At 74.9% G+C, this 18,784-nt stretch carries 15 protein-coding genes and 1 pseudogene; 4 read left to right on the forward strand and 12 right to left on the reverse strand.

What is annotated here, in order from left to right; genetic code table 11:
* Nucleotides 1–445 precede the first annotated feature (445 nt).
* From ACPCK6_RS05260 to ACPCK6_RS05280, 5 genes are all read right to left on the reverse strand, one after another.
* Complete coding sequence (locus ACPCK6_RS05260; protein WP_423480473.1) at nucleotides 446–2,023, reverse strand: D-glucuronyl C5-epimerase family protein; 1,578 nt, start codon at nucleotides 2,021–2,023, stop codon at nucleotides 446–448.
* 106 nt (nucleotides 2,024–2,129) lie between these two features.
* Nucleotides 2,130–3,626: a pyridoxal phosphate-dependent decarboxylase family protein gene (locus tag ACPCK6_RS05265; protein WP_423480474.1), complete on the reverse strand. Its 1,497-nt coding sequence runs from the start codon at nucleotides 3,624–3,626 to the stop codon at nucleotides 2,130–2,132.
* 40 nt (nucleotides 3,627–3,666) lie between these two features.
* On the reverse strand, nucleotides 3,667–5,085 hold the full coding sequence (locus tag ACPCK6_RS05270; RefSeq protein ID WP_423480475.1) for an MFS transporter: 1,419 nt from the start codon (nucleotides 5,083–5,085) through the stop codon (nucleotides 3,667–3,669).
* A gap of 32 nt (nucleotides 5,086–5,117) precedes the next feature.
* Nucleotides 5,118–5,432 (reverse strand): MGMT family protein, encoded by a 315-nt coding sequence (locus ACPCK6_RS05275; protein WP_396881073.1) that lies wholly within the window; start codon nucleotides 5,430–5,432, stop codon nucleotides 5,118–5,120.
* Nucleotides 5,433–5,453: 21 nt separating this feature from the next.
* A complete protein-coding gene (locus ACPCK6_RS05280) occupies nucleotides 5,454–5,696 on the reverse strand; it encodes a hypothetical protein (protein ID WP_423480476.1) in 243 nt (80 codons plus the stop codon).
* 210 nt (nucleotides 5,697–5,906) lie between these two features.
* Here ACPCK6_RS05280 and proB point away from each other — a divergent pair, with 210 nt between their 5' ends.
* Nucleotides 5,907–7,016: a glutamate 5-kinase gene (gene proB / locus ACPCK6_RS05285; RefSeq protein ID WP_396881071.1), complete on the forward strand. Its 1,110-nt coding sequence runs from the start codon at nucleotides 5,907–5,909 to the stop codon at nucleotides 7,014–7,016.
* A gap of 74 nt (nucleotides 7,017–7,090) precedes the next feature.
* Nucleotides 7,091–8,332: a glutamate-5-semialdehyde dehydrogenase gene (locus ACPCK6_RS05290; RefSeq protein ID WP_396881070.1), complete on the forward strand. Its 1,242-nt coding sequence runs from the start codon at nucleotides 7,091–7,093 to the stop codon at nucleotides 8,330–8,332.
* Nucleotides 8,333–9,002: 670 nt separating this feature from the next.
* On the opposite strand, the pseudogene ACPCK6_RS05295 reads toward ACPCK6_RS05290, so the two are convergent.
* The 6 genes and pseudogenes from ACPCK6_RS05295 to ACPCK6_RS05320 all read right to left on the reverse strand — a co-directional run.
* Nucleotides 9,003–9,968, reverse strand: a pseudogene (locus ACPCK6_RS05295) (hypothetical protein); the annotation flags it as partial.
* A gap of 9 nt (nucleotides 9,969–9,977) precedes the next feature.
* Nucleotides 9,978–11,225, reverse strand: coding sequence for an adenylyltransferase/sulfurtransferase MoeZ (gene moeZ, locus ACPCK6_RS05300; RefSeq protein WP_030269268.1), 1,248 nt, complete (start codon nucleotides 11,223–11,225; stop codon nucleotides 9,978–9,980).
* Between the two features lie 41 nt (nucleotides 11,226–11,266).
* The gene (locus tag ACPCK6_RS05305; RefSeq protein WP_423480477.1) at nucleotides 11,267–12,091 is read right to left on the reverse strand and encodes a DUF3152 domain-containing protein; all 825 of its coding nucleotides are present in this window, start codon (nucleotides 12,089–12,091) and stop codon (nucleotides 11,267–11,269) included.
* Nucleotides 12,092–12,167: 76 nt separating this feature from the next.
* Nucleotides 12,168–13,031 (reverse strand): DUF3152 domain-containing protein, encoded by an 864-nt coding sequence (locus ACPCK6_RS05310; protein WP_396881068.1) that lies wholly within the window; start codon nucleotides 13,029–13,031, stop codon nucleotides 12,168–12,170.
* A gap of 5 nt (nucleotides 13,032–13,036) precedes the next feature.
* The gene (locus ACPCK6_RS05315; RefSeq protein WP_423480478.1) at nucleotides 13,037–14,035 is read right to left on the reverse strand and encodes an alpha/beta fold hydrolase; all 999 of its coding nucleotides are present in this window, start codon (nucleotides 14,033–14,035) and stop codon (nucleotides 13,037–13,039) included.
* 40 nt (nucleotides 14,036–14,075) lie between these two features.
* On the reverse strand, nucleotides 14,076–16,826 hold the full coding sequence (locus ACPCK6_RS05320; protein ID WP_423480479.1) for a hypothetical protein: 2,751 nt from the start codon (nucleotides 16,824–16,826) through the stop codon (nucleotides 14,076–14,078).
* Between the two features lie 149 nt (nucleotides 16,827–16,975).
* Between ACPCK6_RS05320 and ACPCK6_RS05325 the strand changes: the two genes are divergently transcribed.
* A complete protein-coding gene (locus ACPCK6_RS05325) occupies nucleotides 16,976–17,614 on the forward strand; it encodes a TetR/AcrR family transcriptional regulator (RefSeq protein ID WP_013288691.1) in 639 nt (212 codons plus the stop codon).
* Nucleotides 17,615–17,679: 65 nt separating this feature from the next.
* On the forward strand, nucleotides 17,680–17,907 hold the full coding sequence (locus ACPCK6_RS05330) for a DUF3107 domain-containing protein (RefSeq protein ID WP_013288692.1): 228 nt from the start codon (nucleotides 17,680–17,682) through the stop codon (nucleotides 17,905–17,907).
* Between the two features lie 45 nt (nucleotides 17,908–17,952).
* Here ACPCK6_RS05330 and ACPCK6_RS05335 read toward each other — a convergent pair whose 3' ends face one another.
* Entirely contained in the window at nucleotides 17,953–18,594 is a 642-nt protein-coding gene (locus tag ACPCK6_RS05335) for a ferritin-like fold-containing protein (RefSeq protein ID WP_396881065.1), read from the reverse strand.
* Nucleotides 18,595–18,784: the final 190 nt, after the last annotated feature.

An 18,784-nucleotide genomic window follows, 5' to 3' on the forward strand; every position in this document is an offset into this window, starting at 1 on the left:
ACCGCCGGCCTGCGCATCACCGAGCCGGCCGGTGGCTCCTTCACCGGTCTCGACAACGGCTCGCCCTGGTTCACGGTGGGGATGGAGCAGAACCGCCGGGTCGTCGAGAGCTACGGCGGCCGGGTCCCGGCCGGCGCAAGCGTGACCCTCCGCCTGCACGCCGGTGACAGTGCGCTACGGCAACGACGCCCCGTCGTTCCGGCTCGACGTGCGGGCGAGCCTGCCCGCCGGGGTCGAGGTGTGGGCCACCGACCCGCAGGATCTGCCGAGCTTCCCGGACTGGTTCGACGTGCCCGGCGGCCGGTTCATGCCGGGCGAGGAGCGAGCCGGTGGCGGACGTCGACCCGGCGGACGACACCACGACGTTCAGCGTCCGCGCCGCCGACTGAGCCATCCGACACGTGCGGCCCGCCCGGACTCCGGGCGGGCCGCACGTTGCTCAGGCTCAGGTGAAGGCAAGCCCGGTGGTGTGGGGCAGCCAGTAACCGACGTACGCCCCGGCGGTGACCTGGTAGCTGAGCCGCCCGTTCACCCAGGCGGTGGCGCCCAGCGGCGCGATCGAGGCGGACGGGAACGTGAGCCGCTTGGAGCCGGTCACGTTGCCCGCCGCGTCGTATGCGTACCCGGTGTAGGTGCCCGGCTGGAAGGAGAGCGTCCGGGCCGGGTCGTACCGGTGCTCGACCGCCTTGCCGAGCAGGACGCGCTGCCCGTACGCCTCGGGGACGAGGTAACCGGCGAGCGCGCCGTTGGCGATCTGGTAGTAGATGCCCCGCCCGTACACGCGGACCCGCTGGCTCGCCTGGGCGCCGGAGGCCCGGGCGAGCTTGAGCGTCTTCTGGCTCGTGACGGCCCCGCTGCTGGAGAAGGTGTAGCCGACGTGGGTGCCGGCGGCGAACGACACGGCGCCGTTGACGGCGGGCGCCGGGTAGTCCGAGCGCAGCAGGTACGCGTACGTGGCGAAGACGGCCGACGTGGTCATCTCGTAGAGCTTGAGGTTCTGCGCGGTGTGGACCTGGTGGTACTTCACGTGCGGCTGCGCGCAGCCCATCGAGTACTTGCTGGCCCACCGAGTGACCCGGAAGTGGGTCGGCAGGTACCGCCGGACGGTGCTCGCCGCGCCGTCGAAGACCGCCACCGCCCGCTCGTCGCCGGTGAGCCGCCAGTAGTCGTACACGCCGTAGAGGGCGAAGGTGTGCCCGTTGAGCACCCGTTCCCCGGTGGTGCCGAAGGTCACCGGGTACTCCTCCAGCCACAGGTAGCCGTTGGGATCGACCCAACTCGCCCAGGGCGCGTTGGCGACGACCGGCAGCGTCAGGCTCAGAAACGTCTGGTCCGCCGCCGTCCGCCACTTCGCCTCGCCGGTGATCTCGGCCAGGCCGACGAAGAGGCTCAGCATCTCGCCCTGCGCCATCCCGCTGTACCAGGGGGCGCGCAGCAGCGGACGGCCCGCGCAGCGGCTCAGGTCGAAGTCGTACGGGTACCACCAGGCGCCCCGGGACTCGACCCGGCGGTCGATGTTGCGCTGGGCGTTGGCGACGGCCCGGTCGAGGAACCGCTTGTCGCCGCTGGCCCGGTAGGCGGCCAGGTTGCTCAGGCCCCACTGCGCCTGGCCGACCGGGTGGTTCCAGGTCTTCCCGGCGAAGCTGAACATGCGGACGCCCTGCGCGTCGTGCAGTCCCCTGTCGACGAGCGGTGCCGGGTTGCTGTTCGTGGGCTGGGCGGCGAGCGGCAGCGGCTTCGGCAGGTGCCCGTCGCGGACGTACGTGGCAGCGGCGGTGGCCCCGCTCGCCCGCACCCGCCGCTGCTGCTCCTTGGTCTTCGTCACGTCCCGCGACGGCAGCTGCGGCACGCCGTCGGCCAGCGGGTCGGGCACCCAACCGGGGTCCACGACGGAGACGTCGGCGCTGCGGTCCGGGCCCTGCGGTGCGGCCGGGGCGGTACCGGCCGGTGCCAGGCCGACCATCGCGCCGGCCGCGACCACTGCGACGAGCCGGCGGACAGGTGGTGACTTAGCAGTGATCATGTGAACACTCCCCGTGTCATCGATGTGCCCTGATGCTAGGCAGGGACGGACACGGGTTCCGGTCGCCGAAACGCCCGACTTCTCCGCCGAACGGACGAGCCTCCCGTCACCAGGCCGGGCGCTGGAGCAGCCCGACGAACTCGGCGAGCAGCCGTTCCCGCAGCCGCGCCGGGGCGGCGTCGAGCAGCGTGTTCACCATCGCCATCCGGTCCGGCACGCCGGTGCCGCCGGCCAGGCCGAGTCCGCCGGCCAGGCCGAGTCCGCCGGCCAGCCCGGCCACCAGATCCGGGGTGAGGGCCTCCGGCGTGAGGCTGCCGGCCAGCGCCAGCAGCTCCGGCGGCAGCACCACCGGCCCGGCGGCCCGGGCCGCCGCGACCGCCTCGGCCAGCGCCGGGCCGAACTCGGCCACCCGGGGCGCCACCGCCGCGGTGACGGTGAGGTGGACACTGGCCGGCAGATCGGCGTACGTGAGCTGGGGCTGGGTGTGCCAGCCACGCTCGGTCAGCTCGTCGACCAGCACGAACAGGTCGAGCTGCGGATCGTCGCTGGTGAAGCAGACCACTGTGGTCTCCGGTTCGGCCATCAGCCGCAGGCCGCCGGTGGCGCGTACCGCGTCGGCCAGCCCGGCGACCGCGTCCCGGGTGGCGGCGGCCAGCCGCAGGTAGCCGTCCTCGCCGAGGTGGCGGAGTGTGGCGTACGCGGCGGCGATCGGCCCACCGGACCGGGTGGAGGCGATCACCGGGTTGACCATCGTGTACCCGGGCCAGCCGGCGTACGCGAAGAACTGCGGGGCGCGCAGCGCCGGATCGCGGTGCAGCAGCACCGAGACGCCCTTCGGCGCGTACGCGTACTTGTGCAGGTCGACCGAGATCGAGGTGACCCCCGGCACGGCGAAGTCGAACGGCGGCACCGGCGCACCGAGCCGGCGCAGCCAGGGCAGCGCCCAGCCGCCGAAGCAGGCGTCCACGTGGCAGCGCACGCCCGCGGCCTGCGCGACGGCGGCGATCTCGGGCACCGGGTCGACCACCCCGTGCGCGTACGACGGCGCGGACGCCACCACCAGCACGGTCTCCGGGCGGACCGCCGCGGCCACCGCCGCCACATCAGGGCGCAGCGTCACCGGGTCGACGGGCACGGTGTCGAGCGCGACCCGCAGGTAGTGCGCCGCCTTGGCGAACGCCGCGTGCGCGGTGGCCGGCACCACGATCCGCGGCTCGGCGAGGTCCGGGCGGGCGTCGCGGGCCGCCTTGACGGCGAGCAGCAGCGACTCGGTGCCGCCGCTGGTGACGCTGCCGACCACGTCCGGCGCGCCGGTGCCGGGACCGCCGCCGAGCAGCCGGGCGGCGGCGCCGACGAGCGCGTTCTCCATCGCCAGCAGCGACGGGAACGCAGTCGGGTCGAGGCCATTGACGTGCGCGCTCTCCGCGTACGCGGCCTGCGCCAGCGCGTCCAGCCCGGCCACGCCGGGGTCGTAGACGTACGCGAACAGCCGCCCGCCGTGCGTCGGCCGGTCGGCGGCCCGCAGCGCGCGGATCTCGCCTAGTACGTCCGTCGCGGGCATCCCCCGCGCGGGCAGCGCGCCTCCGCCTGCCGTGTCGGTCATCGGGTGGTTCCTCTCGTGGACGGGCCGGACGGTGCGGTGCTCACGCCCGCGTGACCGGGGCATCGGCCCCGGACCCGGTGGCTCCGGGCGAGCCGGCCCCGGGCGCGGCGGCCCCGGAGGCGGCGGCGTCCGGCACGGCGGCGAGCTGGGCCGAGGTCAGGGTGTAGCCGCGCAGCAGCACCAGCGGGATCGCCACCAGCAGGGCGGGCAGCACCGTGAAACCGAGCAGCACGCCGAGCCGGGCCGAGCCGGACTGGACGGCGGCCGTCCCGGTGGACGAGGAGACGTAACCGGAGAGCTGGAGCACCAGCCCGTAGATGCCCGGCCCCAGCGCCAGCCCGAACGTCTCCCCGGCGGTCCACAGCCCGGTGAACACCCCGGCCTGCCGCCGCCCGGTGCGCGCCGTGTCGTACGCGATGCAGTCCGGCAGCATGGCCAGCGCGAACACCTGCTGGCCCGCGTACCCGACGCCGATCACCGCGACCACCGCGTAGGCCGCGGCGGCGGGCAGAGCGGGCGCGGCGACCAGGGCCAGCGCGCCCACCGCGAAGATCAGCGACGCGGCGGCGAGCGACGCCCGCTTGCCCAGCCGGGCACCTGCCCGGGACCACAGCGGCATGACCAGCAGCGCGGGTGCCACGAAGCAGGCGAACAGCAGCGTCGGGCCGCTGTCCGGCTCGCGCAGCACCTGGTCGGCGAAGTACTTCACCCCGGCCAGCACGGTGGCCACCCCGGCGGACTGGATCACGAAGCAGATCAGCAGCACCCGGAACGGCCGGTTGCCGGTGGCGACGGCGAGCTGCGCGCGCAAACTCGGCTCGCTCTCCCCCACCGTCCCGGTCGGCGCCGACCGGGTGCCCAGGAACACGCCGACGGTGCCGGCGACGATCAGCACGGCGACGAACAGGCCCATCCACCGGTGGCCGGGCACGCCGTCGCCGCCCGCGCTCACCACCGCCGGGGCCACCGCGCCGGAGACCAGGATGGCCAGCGCCAGCACCGCGATCCGCCAGGTCATCAACCGGGTACGCTCCGCCGGGTCGGCGGTCAGCTCGGCCGGCATGGCGACGTACGGCACCTGGAAGAACGCGAACGCGGTGGCCGTCGCCAGGAACGCCAGCGCCACGTACGCGGCGGCGGCCGGACCGTCGGCGAACGGCGCGGCGAAGATCGAGGCGAACAGGACGGCGAGCGCCAGTCCGCCGCCGAGGAGATACGGACGGCGCGCGCCCCAGCGGGAGCGGGTCCGGTCGGAGATCCGCCCGGCGACCGGGTTGACCAGCACGTCCCACGCCTTCGGCAGCAGCACCAGCAGCGCGGCCAGCCCGGCGGCGACGCCGAGCGTGTCGGTGAGGTACGGCAGCAGGAGCAGTCCGGGCACGGTGCCGAACGCGCCGGTGACCAGGGAACCCAGCGCGTACCCGAGGTGCACCCGGCGGGGCAGGCCCGAAGCTGTCATGGAGCCGAATGCTACTCACGTTATGGCCCGCGTCACATCCCCTCGTCCGGCGACCAGGACGCCGCCGCCAGGTCCACCCGGTCCCCGCGCAGCGGGCACCCCTCGGCGAGCAGTCGCTCCCGGGCCTTGCGCTCGTGCCCCGGCGGCATCCGGCCGGCCGCGTTCACCACCCGGTGCCACGGCACCCCGCCACCGTGCCGGGCCATGATCGAGCCGACCAGTCGCGGCGACGCCCGCCCCGAGCGCTCGGCCAGCGCGTCGGCCACCGCCCCGTACGACATCACCCGCCCCGGCGGGATCCGCTCGACCAGCGACAGCACCGCCTCGACGTACTCGTCAGGTGTCACGGGAAGCCACGATAAGGGGCCTCAGCCGGCGAGCGTCGCGATGGCCAGGTCTCCCCGCGCCGCCAGCCAGTAGCCGCCCAGCTCACCACCGCTCACGTGGTAGCTGATGCCGCGGCCGCGCACCCGGATGCGCTCGTCCGCCGCGAACCGGCTCGGCCGCTCCAGCGTGACGGCGCGCCGGCCGGTGACGGCGCCCTTGGCGTCGTACGTGTGACCCACGTGTGTCCCGGGCTCGAACTGCACGGTGCCCGTCAGGTCCGGCACCGGGTAGTCCGCCCGCAGCGTGTCGGCGTACTCGGCGAAGAAGACGCTATGTAGCGGAATCCGCGGATGTGTGCCGCTAACCGGACGATCAAAACTGTTCGTTCGACGAGCAACCGATTTCGTGTGAGCTTCGTCGGAGCACCGGTCGCGACCTGCCACGATATGGGAACGCACCGCGGCCCCGCAGACCGCAGCGCGCAGAATGGTCGGGTGCGCGAAGCAGTCACCTCGGCCCGGCGGATCGTCGTCAAGATCGGTTCGTCCTCGCTGACCACCGCGACGGGCGGCCTCGACGACGCCCGTGTCGATGCGCTCGTCGACACGCTCGGCGGGCTCGCCGCCTCCGGACGCGAGGTGGTACTGGTCTCCTCCGGCGCGATCGCCGCCGGGCTCGCCCCGCTGCGGCTGCCCCGGCGTCCGCGCGACCTGGCCACCCAGCAGGCCGCCGCCAGCGTCGGCCAGGGCCTGCTGATCGGCCGGTACGCCGCCGCGTTCGCCCGGCACGGCCGTACCGTCGGGCAGGTCCTGCTCACCGTGGACGACGTGACCCGGCGCGCGCACTACCGCAACGCGTACCGGACGCTGCGCAAGCTGCTCGACCTGCGCGCCGTGCCGATCGTCAACGAGAACGACACGGTGGCCACCGAGGAGATCCGGTTCGGCGACAACGACCGACTGGCCGCGCTCGTCGCCGCGCTCGTCGACGCCGACCTGCTGGTGCTGCTCTCCGACGTCGACGCGCTCTGGACCGGCGACCCGGCCCGCCCGGGCAGCACCCGGATCACCGAGGTGCACGGCGAGGGCGACCTCGCCGGCGTGGACGTCGGCGGGGCCGGCCGGGCCGGGGTGGGCACCGGCGGCATGGTGACGAAGGTCGAGGCGGCCCGGATCGCCACCGGATTCGGCATTCCGGTGGTGCTGACCGCCGCGCCGCTGGCCGCGCCGGCGCTGGCCGGGGAGCCGGTCGGCACGTACTTCCACCCGAGCAGCCGCCGCCCCGCAGCCCGCCTGTTCTGGCTGGCGCACGCCACCGCCCCCCGCGGCCGGCTGCACCTCGATCCGGGCGCGGTGCAGGCGGTGGTGGGCCGCCGCAAGTCGCTGCTGCCCGCCGGGATCACCGCCGTCGACGGCGCGTTCACCGCCGGTGACCCGGTCGACCTGGTCGACACCGCCGGGGCACCGGTGGCCCGGGGACTGGTCAACTACGACGCGGTGGAGCTGCCCGGCCTGCTCGGCCGGTCCACCTCCGAGCTCGCCGCGGCGCTCGGCCCGGCGTACGAACGTGAGGTCGTCCACCGCGACGACCTGGTCCTGCTGTAAGGAAGGGGCCCTTATTAACAGACGTCTGTTAATAAGGGGCCCTTCCTTAAACCACCCCCGAAGGAGTACGCACGATGAGCGTCGTCGAGCAGGCCCGGCGAGCCCGGGACGCGGCGGAAGCCCTGGCCACGGCCACCCGTACCGTCAAGGACGCCGCGCTGCACGCGATGGCCGACGCGCTCGTGGCGCGTACACCGGAGATCCTGACCGCGAACGCGGCGGACCTGGCAGCCGGGTGCGACGCCGGGCTGTCCGCGGCCGTGCTGGACCGGCTCGCGCTCGACGAGGGCCGGGTGGCGGCGATCGCCGACGCGCTGCGCCAGATGGCCGCGCTGCCCGACCCGGTGGGCGAGGTGGTACGCGGCTCGACCCTGCCCAACGGTCTGGAGCTGCGCCAGGTACGGGTGCCGTTCGGGGTGGTCGGCATCGTCTACGAGGGCCGGCCCAACGTGACTGTCGACGCCGCCGGGATCTGCCTGAAGTCCGGCAACGCGGCGCTGCTGCGCGGCTCCTCGTCGGCCGCGCACTCCAACGCGGCGCTGGTCGCGGTGCTGCGCGACGCGGTCTCCGGCGCCGGGCTGCCGGCGGACGCGGTGCAGTTGCTCGACTCCAGCACGCGCGACTCGGTCAAGGAGCTGATGCGCGCCCGCGGCCTGGTCGACGTGCTGATCCCGCGCGGCGGCGCGTCGCTGATCCGCGCCGTGGTCGAGGAGTCGACGGTCCCGGTGATCGAGACCGGCGTGGGCAACTGCCACGTGTACGTGGACGCCGCCGCCGACCTCGGCAAGGCCCTGGCGGTCACGCTGAACGCCAAGACCCAGCGCCTGTCCACCTGCAACACCGCCGAGTCGCTGCTGGTGCACCGGGACGTGGCGGACGCGTTCCTGCCGGCCGTGCTGGCCGCGTTCGCCGAGGCCGGGGTGACTGTGCACGGCACGCCCGCTGTCGCCGCCCACTCCGACGCCGTGGTGCCGGCCACCGAGGAGGACTTCGGCACCGAGTACCTCTCCGCCGACATCTCGGTGGCCGTGGTCGACTCGCTCGACGCGGCGGTCGCGCACATCCGCCGGTACGGCACCGGCCACACCGAGGCGATCGTCACCGACTCGCAGCGGGCGGCCCGGGAGTTCGTGGCCCGGGTGGACTCGGCAGCGGTCATGGTCAACGCGTCCACCCGCTTCACCGACGGCGGCGAGTTCGGGTTCGGCGCGGAGATCGGCATCTCGACGCAGAAGCTGCACGCGCGCGGCCCGATGGGTCTGCCGGAGCTGACCAGCACCAAGTACGTGGTGACCGGAGACGGCCACCTGCGCTGATCTCCAGTCACGCGCCAGATCGGGGAAGTGGGGGTATCCCGGCACCTTTGATGCCGCTACTTCCCCGATCTGGTGTTGATCATCAGCCCGGGGACTACGAGCGGAGGCAATCCGGAGACACCGGGGCGGCCGGTGGCACCGCAACCGCCGGAGGCAGAACGGGCGGCACGGGGCCGGACAGCAGCTCCGGTGCCAGCTGTGCGGCAGGCCTGGTGCTCTCGTCGGGGAGCAGATCGGGCGTGACGATCCAGGCGGACCACAGTCCCTGCCCACTGTCCGGACCGGCCGACACCTCAACACCGGCTGACGGATCAGGCCCTGCTCCCGATCCGGGCATCGCATCCGACCCGGTGTCCGGACGGAACCAGGTCTCAGGCCCGAGACCCCGGGCCGGAAACAGCTCCGGCGCGCCGTCCGACAGCGCGGGCGCGATCCCCGGTCCGGCCGATGCCTCGGCCGGGCCGGTCAACGGGCGAGCCGGGGCGGGCAGCGGAGACACGGGCGCAGGCGACGCGGGCGTGAAGGCGGGCGGCCCAGAGTCGGGCGCGGGCGGCGGCGATGCGGGGAGCCGGCGCGGGCGCGGGGCCGGCACCGCGGGCGGCGCGGGCAGCTCGGCAGTCTGCGGCACCACGAACGGCGCCCCGGACACCGGCGCCTCGGGCGTGTTCGGACGGCACGCGCGGATCGCCCGCAACGTGGTGTGCACGTCGAACTGGTGGCCGTCGTCGCTGTCCCAGCCGCCGTCGCTGCGCTGCGTCTCGGTGAGCCGCCTGCGCGCGGAGACCAGCAGCCACTGCTCCTCGCCCACGTCGACCCGCCGCAGTGTGGCGGCGAGCCAGGCCACGTCGGCCGGGGACATCCGGGGGATCCGGTCGGCCAGCACCGCCTGGATGCGGGCGGCCTCGTAGTACATCTGCTGGCGGTGCAGCACCGCGGCGGCGAGCCAACCGGCCGGCAGGAACGACGGCCAGCTGCCGTCCGGGGCGAGCTGCGCGGCGAGCGCCTGGGCCGCCGCCTGCACCACACCGGCGTACGCGCCGCCGACCCGGTGGTCGAGTGGACCGGCGGCCCGCGCGTCCAGCCCGGCCACTGTCAGCCAGAACCCGGCGTTGGCGGTCTGGTAGAGCCGGGCCTCGGGATCACCGGGGGTGGCCCACTCGGGGGCGAGCCCGGCCAGCGAGGGGTCCTCGTCCCAGCCGCCGTCTGGTAGTTGCCGGGCGGCCAGCCAGTCCAGCGCGTGCCGGGCGGCGGGGCGGCCCAGCGCGCCGAGGTCGTCCAGCTCGGCCAGGCGGAAGCAGGTCGCGTCGATCGAGGCGACCTCGTCGTCGAGGACGGCGGGCCAGCCGCCGCCCGGCGCCTGCCCGGACTCGGCGGCGTCGAGCACCTCGGGCGGCACCGGAGCGCCGGTGCGCAGCCGGGAGAGGCGGGCGCGGTCCACCGCGTCACCGTGAGCGACGACGAATCCGATCGCCGCGTCCAAGTCCACCACGGCACTGACGGTACTGGCGCGGGCGACGTCACGCCTCGGTAGCTCGGTCAGGACCACCCGGCCCAGCGGTCGCCGTGATCGGGCGTATGCCCACGCCAGGGGCCCGGAGAGCACGATGGGCCCGCCCGGAGCGCCGGGCGGGACCATCGACACGACTCAGTACGCGGGCAGCGACGGGTCGACCTGCTTGACCCAGGAGAGCACACCGCCCTGGAGGTGCACCGCGTCGGAGAAGCCGGCCGCCTTCAGCGCGGCCAGCGCCTCGGCGGAGCGGACGCCGGACTTGCAGTGCAGCACGATCTGCCGGTCCTGCGGGAACTTCGCCAGCGCCTCGCCGGACAGGATCTCGCCCTTGGGGATGAGCGTCGCGCCGGGGATGCGGACGATCTCGTACTCGGCGGGCTCGCGCACGTCGACCAGGAAGATGTCCTTGCCGGAGTCCTGCCAGTCCTTCAGTTCCAGCGCGGTGATGGTCGAGTCGACCACCGCCTCCTGCGCCTCGTCGGAGACGGCGCCGCAGAAGTCCTCGTAGTCCTCCATCAGGTCGGTGAGGGTCGGGTTCTCACCGCAGAGCACGCAGTTCGGATCCTTGCGGACCTTGATCTTGCGGTAGCTCATCTCCAGGGCGTCGTAGACCATCAGCCGGCCGACGAGCGGCTCACCGATGCCGGCCAGCAGCTTGATCGCCTCGTTGACCTGGATCGACCCGATCGACGCGCAGAGCACGCCGAGCACGCCGCCCTCGGCGCAGGAGGGGACCATGCCGGGCGGCGGGGGCTCCGGGTAGAGGCAGCGGTAGCAGGGGCCGTGCTCGGCCCAGAACACCGACGCCTGGCCGTCGAAGCGGTAGATCGAACCCCAGACGTACGGCTTGCCGAGCAGCACCGCCGCGTCGTTGACCATGTAGCGGGTGGCGAAGTTGTCGGTGCCGTCGACGATCAGGTCGTACCGGGAGAAGATGTCCCGGACGTTCTCCCGGTCCAGCGCGGTGTTGTGGATCTCCACGTTGACCAGCGGGTTGATCTCGCGGATCGACGCCGCGGCGGACTCGGCCTTGGACCGGCCCACGTCGGAGACGCCGTGGATGACCTGGCGCTGGAGGTTCGACTCGTCGACGGTGTCGAAGTCGATGATGCCGAGCGTGCCGACACCGGCCGCGGCCAGGTAGAGCAGCGCCGGCGAGCCGAGGCCACCGGCGCCCACACAGAGCACCCGGGCGTTCTTCAGCCGCTTCTGCCCCTCGACCCCGACGTCCGGGATGATCAGGTGGCGCGAGTAGCGGCGGATCTCGTCTACGGTCAGCTCGGCGGCGGGTTCGACGAGCGGGGGCAACGACACGGTGGACTCCCCGGGATCGGCGGTGTGACCGCGCCATTGTCGCTCGCCCGGGCGGGGATCGGCCATGATGAGGGACACTGCGCCCGAACTGCGGGACCGGGAATAACTCAGACGCCGTCGGTGGGCTCGCCCTCGTACCGGACCCCGCCGACGTACGGCCAGGCGTTCGGCAGGCAGCCGTCCAGCCCGTACGTCTGCTGTTGCATCACCGGTGCGGGCGCGCCGGGCGCGGGGCACGCCTGGTGCAGCTCGCCGAACTCGTGCCCGACCTCGTGGTTGATCACGTAGGTGCGGTAGACCTCGATCGGGGCGCCGTAGTCGGGCACCGCTGTCATCCAGCGCGCCAGGTTGAGCACGACCCGGCCGGGCAGCCGGCAGGAGGTGTACCGGTCGGTGCGCAGGCCGCCCTCGGCGCACATCCGCTCCGAGGTGACGGGGGTGGCGAGGTAGACGGTGAAGTCGGCCGCGGCCGCCTCGGGCACCCGCTGCACCTGCAGATCCCCCGAGGCGATCCAGCTGCGCGGGTCGCCCAGTACCGCGTCCACGGTGGCGGCGAACTCGTCGGCGTCCTGCCCCGTGTCCTGCTCGACCTCGACCCGGTAGCGGCGCAGCGGGCCCTCCTGTCCGCGTACCGGAGATCGGCCCTGGGCCACCGCGAACGTGCCGGGGCCGGCGGTGGGGTAGCCGGTCGGCGCCGCCGCCGGGACGTCGGCCTCGGCGCCGCGCGCCAGCGACGGTTCGGCGGCGAGTGACGTCCCGCCGTGTCCGGACGGCGGCGCGTTCAACCGGGTGATCCCGGCCGCGCCGCCGACGGCCGCGAGCAGCATCGCCAGCAGCAGCACCGAGCGGCGGCGGCGCCGGCGCATCCGGCGCAAGGTGGGACGCTCGGGTGGCGGCGTGGCGGGGTTGTCGTAAGGGGACGACGACGTCATGACCTCAGCGTGCCACGCAATTCGGGCATTTAGCTGCTTTTGCCGCCTATGCCGCGAATGTTCTTCGCAAAACGGCTCAGAGGGCCGGCCCGGTGTACCGCTTCCCGCCCAGGTAGGGCCACGGGTTCGGCCGGCAGCCCTTGAGGAAGAGCGTCTGCTGCTGCATCACCGGCGCCGCCCGTCCCGCGCCCGGACACCCCTCGTGCCGGTGCCCGAGCTGGTGACCCACCTCGTGGTTGACCACGTAGAGGCGGTACGTGTCCAGCGGCATCCCGGCCTCGACCAGGTGCGGCGCCGAGGTCCGCCACCGGTCCAGGTTGATCACCACCTTGCCCGGTACCCGGCACGACGTGTACGGCACCCCGCCCACCCGGATGTCGATCCCACCAGCCCCGCACAGCCGCCCGGCCGTGTCCCGGGTGGCCAGGTAGATCGTGAAGTCGTACCGGTCGCCCGGGCCGACCCGCTGCAACCGCAGCGTGCCGCCGTCGACCCAGCTGCCCGGGCCGGCCAGGGCGCGCTGCACCGCCTCGCCGAAGGCACGGACCTCCTCGCCGGAGCCGTTCTCCACCGCCACCCGGTAGCGGCGCAGCGTCCCCGAGCGGCCGAGCACGCCGCTGGTCCGCTCGTCGTACGCGAAGCTGCCCCGGCCCTTCGCCGGCCCCGGACCGGACAGCGTCAGCACCGGCGCAGCCGGCGAACTGGGCGCCACCGGAGGCGGCGGCGCGACGCTCGGCGTGGACGGCTCCCGCGTGGGCGCCGGAGGCTGGGCGACGAACCCGTCGGTGACCCGCGTCCCCGCGCCCGCCGACGGCAGTTGCACCGCCACGCCGACCCCGACCGCGGCGGCGGCGACGAAGGCGCAGACCACGAGCGCGGTCCGCCAGCGCGGAAACGAGGAACGGGAGCGTGTGGCACGAGGGCGGCGGGAGCTGGGCATCCGGCTCAGCCTGCCATGTCACGCTCCGTTCCGCTCTCCCCCATGCCGGTGGTGGGCGACGGTGTCGCCTCGGCGAGCAGCCCGAGCACCGCCCGCGCCACGGTCCGTGGCACCTCCAGCTGGGCCACGTGCCCGACGCCGTCGAGCATCAGCAGCCGGCTGTCCGGGATGACCCGCGCGGCCTGCGGCGCCACCCGCACGTCGACCAGCCGGTCCTGCCGCCCGCCCACCACGAGCGTGGGCGCCCGGACCGCCGAAGCCTGCCGCCAGAGCGCGCCCTCCCCCGGCAGGTACGACCGCAGGAAGCTGCCGACCAGGCCCCGGAACGTCCGCACGTACGCGGCGGCGTAGTGAGCCGCCTCGTACCGGACCCGGATCTCGTCGATCGCCTCCTGCCGGCGCTGCTCGCTGATCCGGGTCAGGTCCGCCACGCACGCCTCCATCACCTGCTGCGCGGTCACCTCCGGGCTGAACTGGGCCAGCCGCCAGGCGGCCAGGCGTTCGCCCCGGGGGATCGCCAGCAACGGGAGCATCCGCCCCTGCAACGAGCGGCGGAAGTCCAGGAACGGCAGCGCGGGCGAGACCAGGGTGAGCGTGCGGACCAGGTCCGGGCGCAACGCCGCCACCCGGACCGAGATCGCGCCGCCGAGCGAGTTGCCGAACAGGTGCACCGGCCCTCTGTCGCTGTGCTCGATCCAGCGGATCACCCGCTCGGCGAAGGACGGGATCGTGTAGCGCGGTCCGGGCTCGCTGCGCCCGAACCCGGGCAGGTCGATCGCCTGGCCGTCGAGCCGGTCCGCGAGCAGGCCGGCCAGGTCGGTCCAGTTCTGCGCCGACCCGCCGAGGCCGTGCACGTACAGCGCGGGCTCCGCGCCGGGACCGGTGGCCGGGGTGTCGCGGACGTGCACGAGCGTGCCGTCGAGGGGTACGTGCCGGCCGGGCCAGGGCGGCGGGACGTGGTGTGCGGGAAGGCTGTGCTCCGGCCACAGTGCGGCGCGCTTCATGTCTCCAGTCTTCCCCGGACGGGCCGTACCGCACACCGGCTCAGGAGAGCAGCGCCTCCAGCCGCCGGTTCACCGCCGCGAGCGTGGCCCGCACGACCGCCTGCCGGGGATCCCCGGCCACCAGCGCCGAACCGGCCAGCTGCTCCACCCAGCCGTCGCAGACCAGCAGCACCACCACGGTGGCGACCTCGCAGTTGCCGAACGGCACCACGGCGGCGTGCTCCACGAAGCACCGGCCCCGCTCGCCGGCCGGGACGCTCCCGCCGAGCAGCTCGTCCACCGCGGCGGCGGCGGCCACCGCGCAGAGCCGCAGCACGTACCCGTCGACGGCCGGCCCGGTGGCGTGCCCCTCGGCCGTGCGGTCGCCAGCGACCAGACGGACCTCGGTGGTGGCGTCCAGGCCGAACGTGCTCACCAGGACGTGCTCGATCACCACCCGGGGCCCCGGCACGCCGCCGGTGTCCAGCGGTCGCGACGGCGCGGTCTCCGTCGTGGTCATCTGCCCACCGGAGTACGACGTCCCGAGCGTGACCGGGCTGCCGGTGGACATGCCGGTCGGCGCGGCGGCCAGCGACGTCTCGTCGACAGCGGCGCGACCCCGGTGGGTGGCCTGCCGGCGGCGGCGCGGCGGCTCGTCGGCGTCGCCGGGCGCCTCGGCCGGACGCGTGGCGCGGTCCGCGCCGAACCGCGCGTCACCGGAGCGGTTCGCGGCCGGACGGACCACACCGGTCCGCGCCGGCATCTCGTCGCCGGCCGTCTCGTCACCGTTGCGGGCCTCGACCGGCTCGGGCTGCGCGGTGCGGGCCTCGACCGGCGCTGGCGGCGCGCCGGGTGCCCGGTTCTCGCCCGTACGCGGCTCACCGGAACGCTCCAGCCGGGCCGAGCGGCGGCGCAGCGGGGCCGGCGGCGGCACGGCGGGCGCGCCGGGCAGGTTCTGCGGGGCGGCGGCCAGGCCCATCCGCTCCTGGAGCAGCCGGGCCACCAGGCGGCTCACCTCGGCCGGGTCGGCGCCGTCGGCCAGGTCGAGCCGGAGGCTGTGCGCGCCGGCCGGGGTACGGCGCAGCGCGGCGTCGCGTACGCCCGCCACCTCGCGGACCGCGTCGAGGATCGCGTTGACGTCGAAGCCCTCCGGCCGCTCCCGCAGGGGCGCGGGTTCGTCGTCGCGGCGCAGGTGGGTGGCGATGCGGGCGAGTTCGGGGGTCTCGGCGGACGGTTCCACTGCCGGTGGCTCCGGCACGACGGGCACGTCCGGTTCCGAGGGGACGCGCTGCGGCAGCACGGGGGACGGTTCCTCCGGTCGGGGCTCGGCGACCGCGTCGGCGGCCGGCACCGGTTCCGGTGCGGACCGGCGGGCCGCGTAGGGAGGGGCGCTCGTCGGGTGGGGCGCGGGGGTGGGGTCGAACCGCGGCGGGCCGCTCGTGGCGGGCACGCCCGAGGTCGGTGGGGCGGGGGCGGCTGCCTCCGTGGGGGCGTATCCACCGGCCGGCGCGGGCGGCGCGCCGGGCGCGGGCGGGGCACTCGTCGGCGGAGGGCCCGGGGGCGTGATCAGCGGCGCGACCGGCACCGGCGGCCCGGCCCAGGAGGGCCGCTCGTACCCGTGCGGCGGTTCGGCGTCGCCCCGGGCCAGCCGGAACGGCCGGGACGCCTCGGGCTCGGCGGGCGGCGGGTACTGCCGCGTCGTCTCCGGGCCGGGGGCCGGTTCGGCGCGCAGCGGCTCGTACGGCCGTACCGGCTCGGGCCGGGGTGGCTCGTAGGCGGCGGGCGGCTCGACGCGGGCCGGCTCGTACGGCCGCACCGGCTCGGGCGCCCACTCGGCCGCGCGGTCCTCGCGGACGGTGCGGTGGGCGGCGCTGTCGTCCTCCCACTCCCGGCGCTCGGCGGCGGGCTCCTCGGCCCGGCGGGCGGGCGGTTCCTCCGCGCCCCGGGCCGGCGGCTCCTCGGCCCGGCGGGCCGGCGGCTCGTCGGTGCGGGCCCACGGCGGGGCCCAGCCGTCACCCCAGCTCGGGCGGTTCCAGGACGGCCCGGACCAGTCCGGTTCGGCGGCCCTCGGGTCGTCACCCGCCGGCGGGTCGGCGGCGGCCCGCGGCTCGGTGCCGGCCGCCCGGCCCTCGGGCGGGTGCACCTCGCCCGGTGCGTGCTCCGCCCGGCTCGCGGCCGGCGGCGGGGTGACCGGCCGGTCGGCCCAGCCCCGGGACAGCGACGGGGTGGATTCGGTGTTCGGCGCGTGGTAGCCCGGCGGCACCTCGAACCCGGAGGCGGCGGCGCCGACCGGCGGGACCTGGAGCGCCGGTGGCGCGGAGGTCGGCCCGCTCTCGGCCCAGCGCGGGGCCCGGGGGGCCGGGTCGTCGGCGGCGTGCCGGGAACCGGCGGTCTCCCCCGGGTCGGTCGGCTGCTCGATCGTCGGCGCCGGGCGCGGGGCCGGCACGGCCAGCCGTTCGCCGTCGGCAGGCCGGGGCGGCTCGTCCGCGGGCGGGGCACTGACCGGCGCCTGGCGGGTCACTGGCGACTCCTCCCCGGCGTGGTGCACGCCGTTGACGTGACGACCGTTGACGCGGCCCGGTTCCGGCGTGGAGTGGCCGGGCAGCGGGGCCGGCAGGTCGCCGTGCCGGGGCGAGGAGGCGGCCCAGCCGCCGAGGTCGCCGTAGGGCCAGCCGCCGGGCGCCGGAGCACCGCGGGACCAGCCGTTCGGCGGGGGCGCCCAACCGCCGGTACGGGCCGGGTCGTCCTGCTGGCCCGTCCCGTCGCCGTGCTCTCCCGGGGTGGCGGCTCCGGGTTGCCCTGTTTCACTCACCGCGCGCTCCTTGGTCGCCCCCGCTGAGGCTACCGTGTGGTGACAGTGGCGATAAGTTACAGCGGCGGGCCAATTCCGCGACGGGTTCACGAACCCGGACCGGTTCGGGTGATACGTGCCGGCTCGTACGCAGATACTCGGAGGATCCGATGACCGCAGTGGGGAACGGTGCACAGACCGCCGGTCGGCCCACCCGCCTGCCCCGCTCGGCGCGCCGTAAGCAGCTGCTCGCCGCCGCTCAGGAGGTGTTCGTCGCGCAGGGCTACCACGCCGCCGCGATGGACGACATCGCCGAGCGGGCCGGTGTCTCCAAGCCGGTGCTCTACCAGCACTTCCCCGGGAAGATGGAGCTCTACCTCGCGCTGCTGGACACGCACTGTGACGCGATAGTGGCCAACGTGCAGGACGCGATGAGCGGCACCAACGACAACAAGGAGCGCGTCGGCGCCGCGGTGCGCGCGTACTTCGACTTCGTCGACCACGAGAGCGAGGCGTTCCGGCTGGTCTTCGAGTCGGACCTGCGTAACGATCCGGCGGTCCGGCAGCGGGTGGAGCGGGTCGAGCAGGGCTGCATCGCGGCCATCACCGACACGATCATCTCGGACACCGGGGTCAGCCGCTCGCACGCCGAACTGCTCGCCTCGGGCCTGGTCGGCGCCGCCGAGACGGCCGCCCAGTTCTGGCTCGCCGGCGGCCGTCAGGTGCCCAAGGCGGAGGCCGAGGCGCTGGTCGCGGCCCTGTCCTGGCGGGGCATCGCCAGCTTCCCGCTGCAAGGTGAGTCAGCCTGAACATCGGGCCGCCGGATCGGATAGCCTTCCCACGGTGGCTTTTTCGCCCCAGTTGAGGAGGCACAGTGGAGGTCAAGATCGGCGTGCAGTACGCGCCGCGGGAGCTGGTCCTGGAGAGCGCGCAGTCGCCGGCCGAGATCGAGCAGATCGTGACCGACGCCTTCGCCAAGAGCGAGGGCACCCTCTCCCTGACCGACGAGAAGGGCCGGCGCGTGATCGTGCCGGTCGGCAAGGTCGCCTACGTCGAGATCGCCGAGGCGTCGCCCCGCGCGGTCGGGTTCACCGTTCGCTGATTCCCGCGGCACCGGCCGCCGTGGCGGGCCTCCCGCCACGGCGGCTCAGTTGTTCAAGCCGACCGCTGTCATCCGCGCGGTGTGCGCCTCGGTCAGCCGGCGCAGCAGCCCCGGCACGTCCCCGCCGGTCCGCCCGATCAACGCGACGAGCGCGCCCCGGTCGGCGGCGGCCACCCGGCCCGCCTGGGACAGCGCCTCGCCGAGCAGCCGCCGCGCCCACATCGACAGCCGCCCGGCCGCCCGGGGATCGGCCTCGATCGCGGCCCGGATCTCGGCCGCGGCGAACTCGGCGTACCGGGAGTCGTGCAGCACGTCCAGCAGCAGCGTCCGGTCCGGCCCGTCCAGGCCGTCGGCGATCCCGCGCAGGAAGTCGTCGGTGATCGCGTCGCCCACGTACGCCTTCGTCACCGCCTCCGCCCAGTCCCGCGGCTCGGTCGAGTCGTGGTACGCCCGCAGCGCCTCGACGTAGGGGGCCATCGCCTCCTCCGGGGTGACGCCGCAGGCGGCGAGCCGGTCGGTGAGCCACCTGTAGTGCGCGATCTCGGTGGCGGCCATCTCGCTGAGCGCGGCGCGGCGGCGCAGGTCGGGCGCGAGGCGCGCGTCGGCGGCGAGGCGGTCGAAGGCGAGCAGTTCGCCGTACGCGACGAGCCCGAACAGGTCGGCGGCGGCGGGGTCGGGGGCGGACACGAACGCAGGCTACCGGCGCCATCGGTGTGACTCAAGTCACAACAACCCGCCCCGCGCGCACGGCCACCACCTGGGAATCGGGACGGCTCAGGGACCGTTCAGGTACGATGAGACAGTTGCCGTGGGCACCGAATCGGTCACTTGCTGATCAACGCCGGTCCCCGACGCGCGTGCGGCCCGGTCCGGCTCG

It is taken from the genome of Micromonospora sp. AB353 (assembly GCF_049538395.1).
Classification (GTDB): Bacteria; Actinomycetota; Actinomycetes; order Mycobacteriales; family Micromonosporaceae; genus Micromonospora; species Micromonospora aurantiaca.

Coding starts and splice junctions, on each gene's coding strand:
- ACPCK6_RS05260 (WP_423480473.1), bottom strand. CDS start 2,023: ATGATCACTGCTAAGTCACCACCTGTCCGCCGGCTCGTCGCAGTGGTC.
- ACPCK6_RS05265 (WP_423480474.1), bottom strand. CDS start 3,626: ATGACCGACACGGCAGGCGGAGGCGCGCTGCCCGCGCGGGGGATGCCC.
- ACPCK6_RS05270 (WP_423480475.1), bottom strand. CDS start 5,085: ATGACAGCTTCGGGCCTGCCCCGCCGGGTGCACCTCGGGTACGCGCTG.
- ACPCK6_RS05290 (WP_396881070.1), top strand. CDS start 7,091: ATGAGCGTCGTCGAGCAGGCCCGGCGAGCCCGGGACGCGGCGGAAGCC.
- moeZ (WP_030269268.1), bottom strand. CDS start 11,225: ATGGCCGATCCCCGCCCGGGCGAGCGACAATGGCGCGGTCACACCGCC.
- ACPCK6_RS05305 (WP_423480477.1), bottom strand. CDS start 12,091: ATGACGTCGTCGTCCCCTTACGACAACCCCGCCACGCCGCCACCCGAG.
- ACPCK6_RS05310 (WP_396881068.1), bottom strand. CDS start 13,031: ATGCCCAGCTCCCGCCGCCCTCGTGCCACACGCTCCCGTTCCTCGTTT.
- ACPCK6_RS05315 (WP_423480478.1), bottom strand. CDS start 14,035: ATGAAGCGCGCCGCACTGTGGCCGGAGCACAGCCTTCCCGCACACCAC.
- ACPCK6_RS05325 (WP_013288691.1), top strand. CDS start 16,976: ATGACCGCAGTGGGGAACGGTGCACAGACCGCCGGTCGGCCCACCCGC.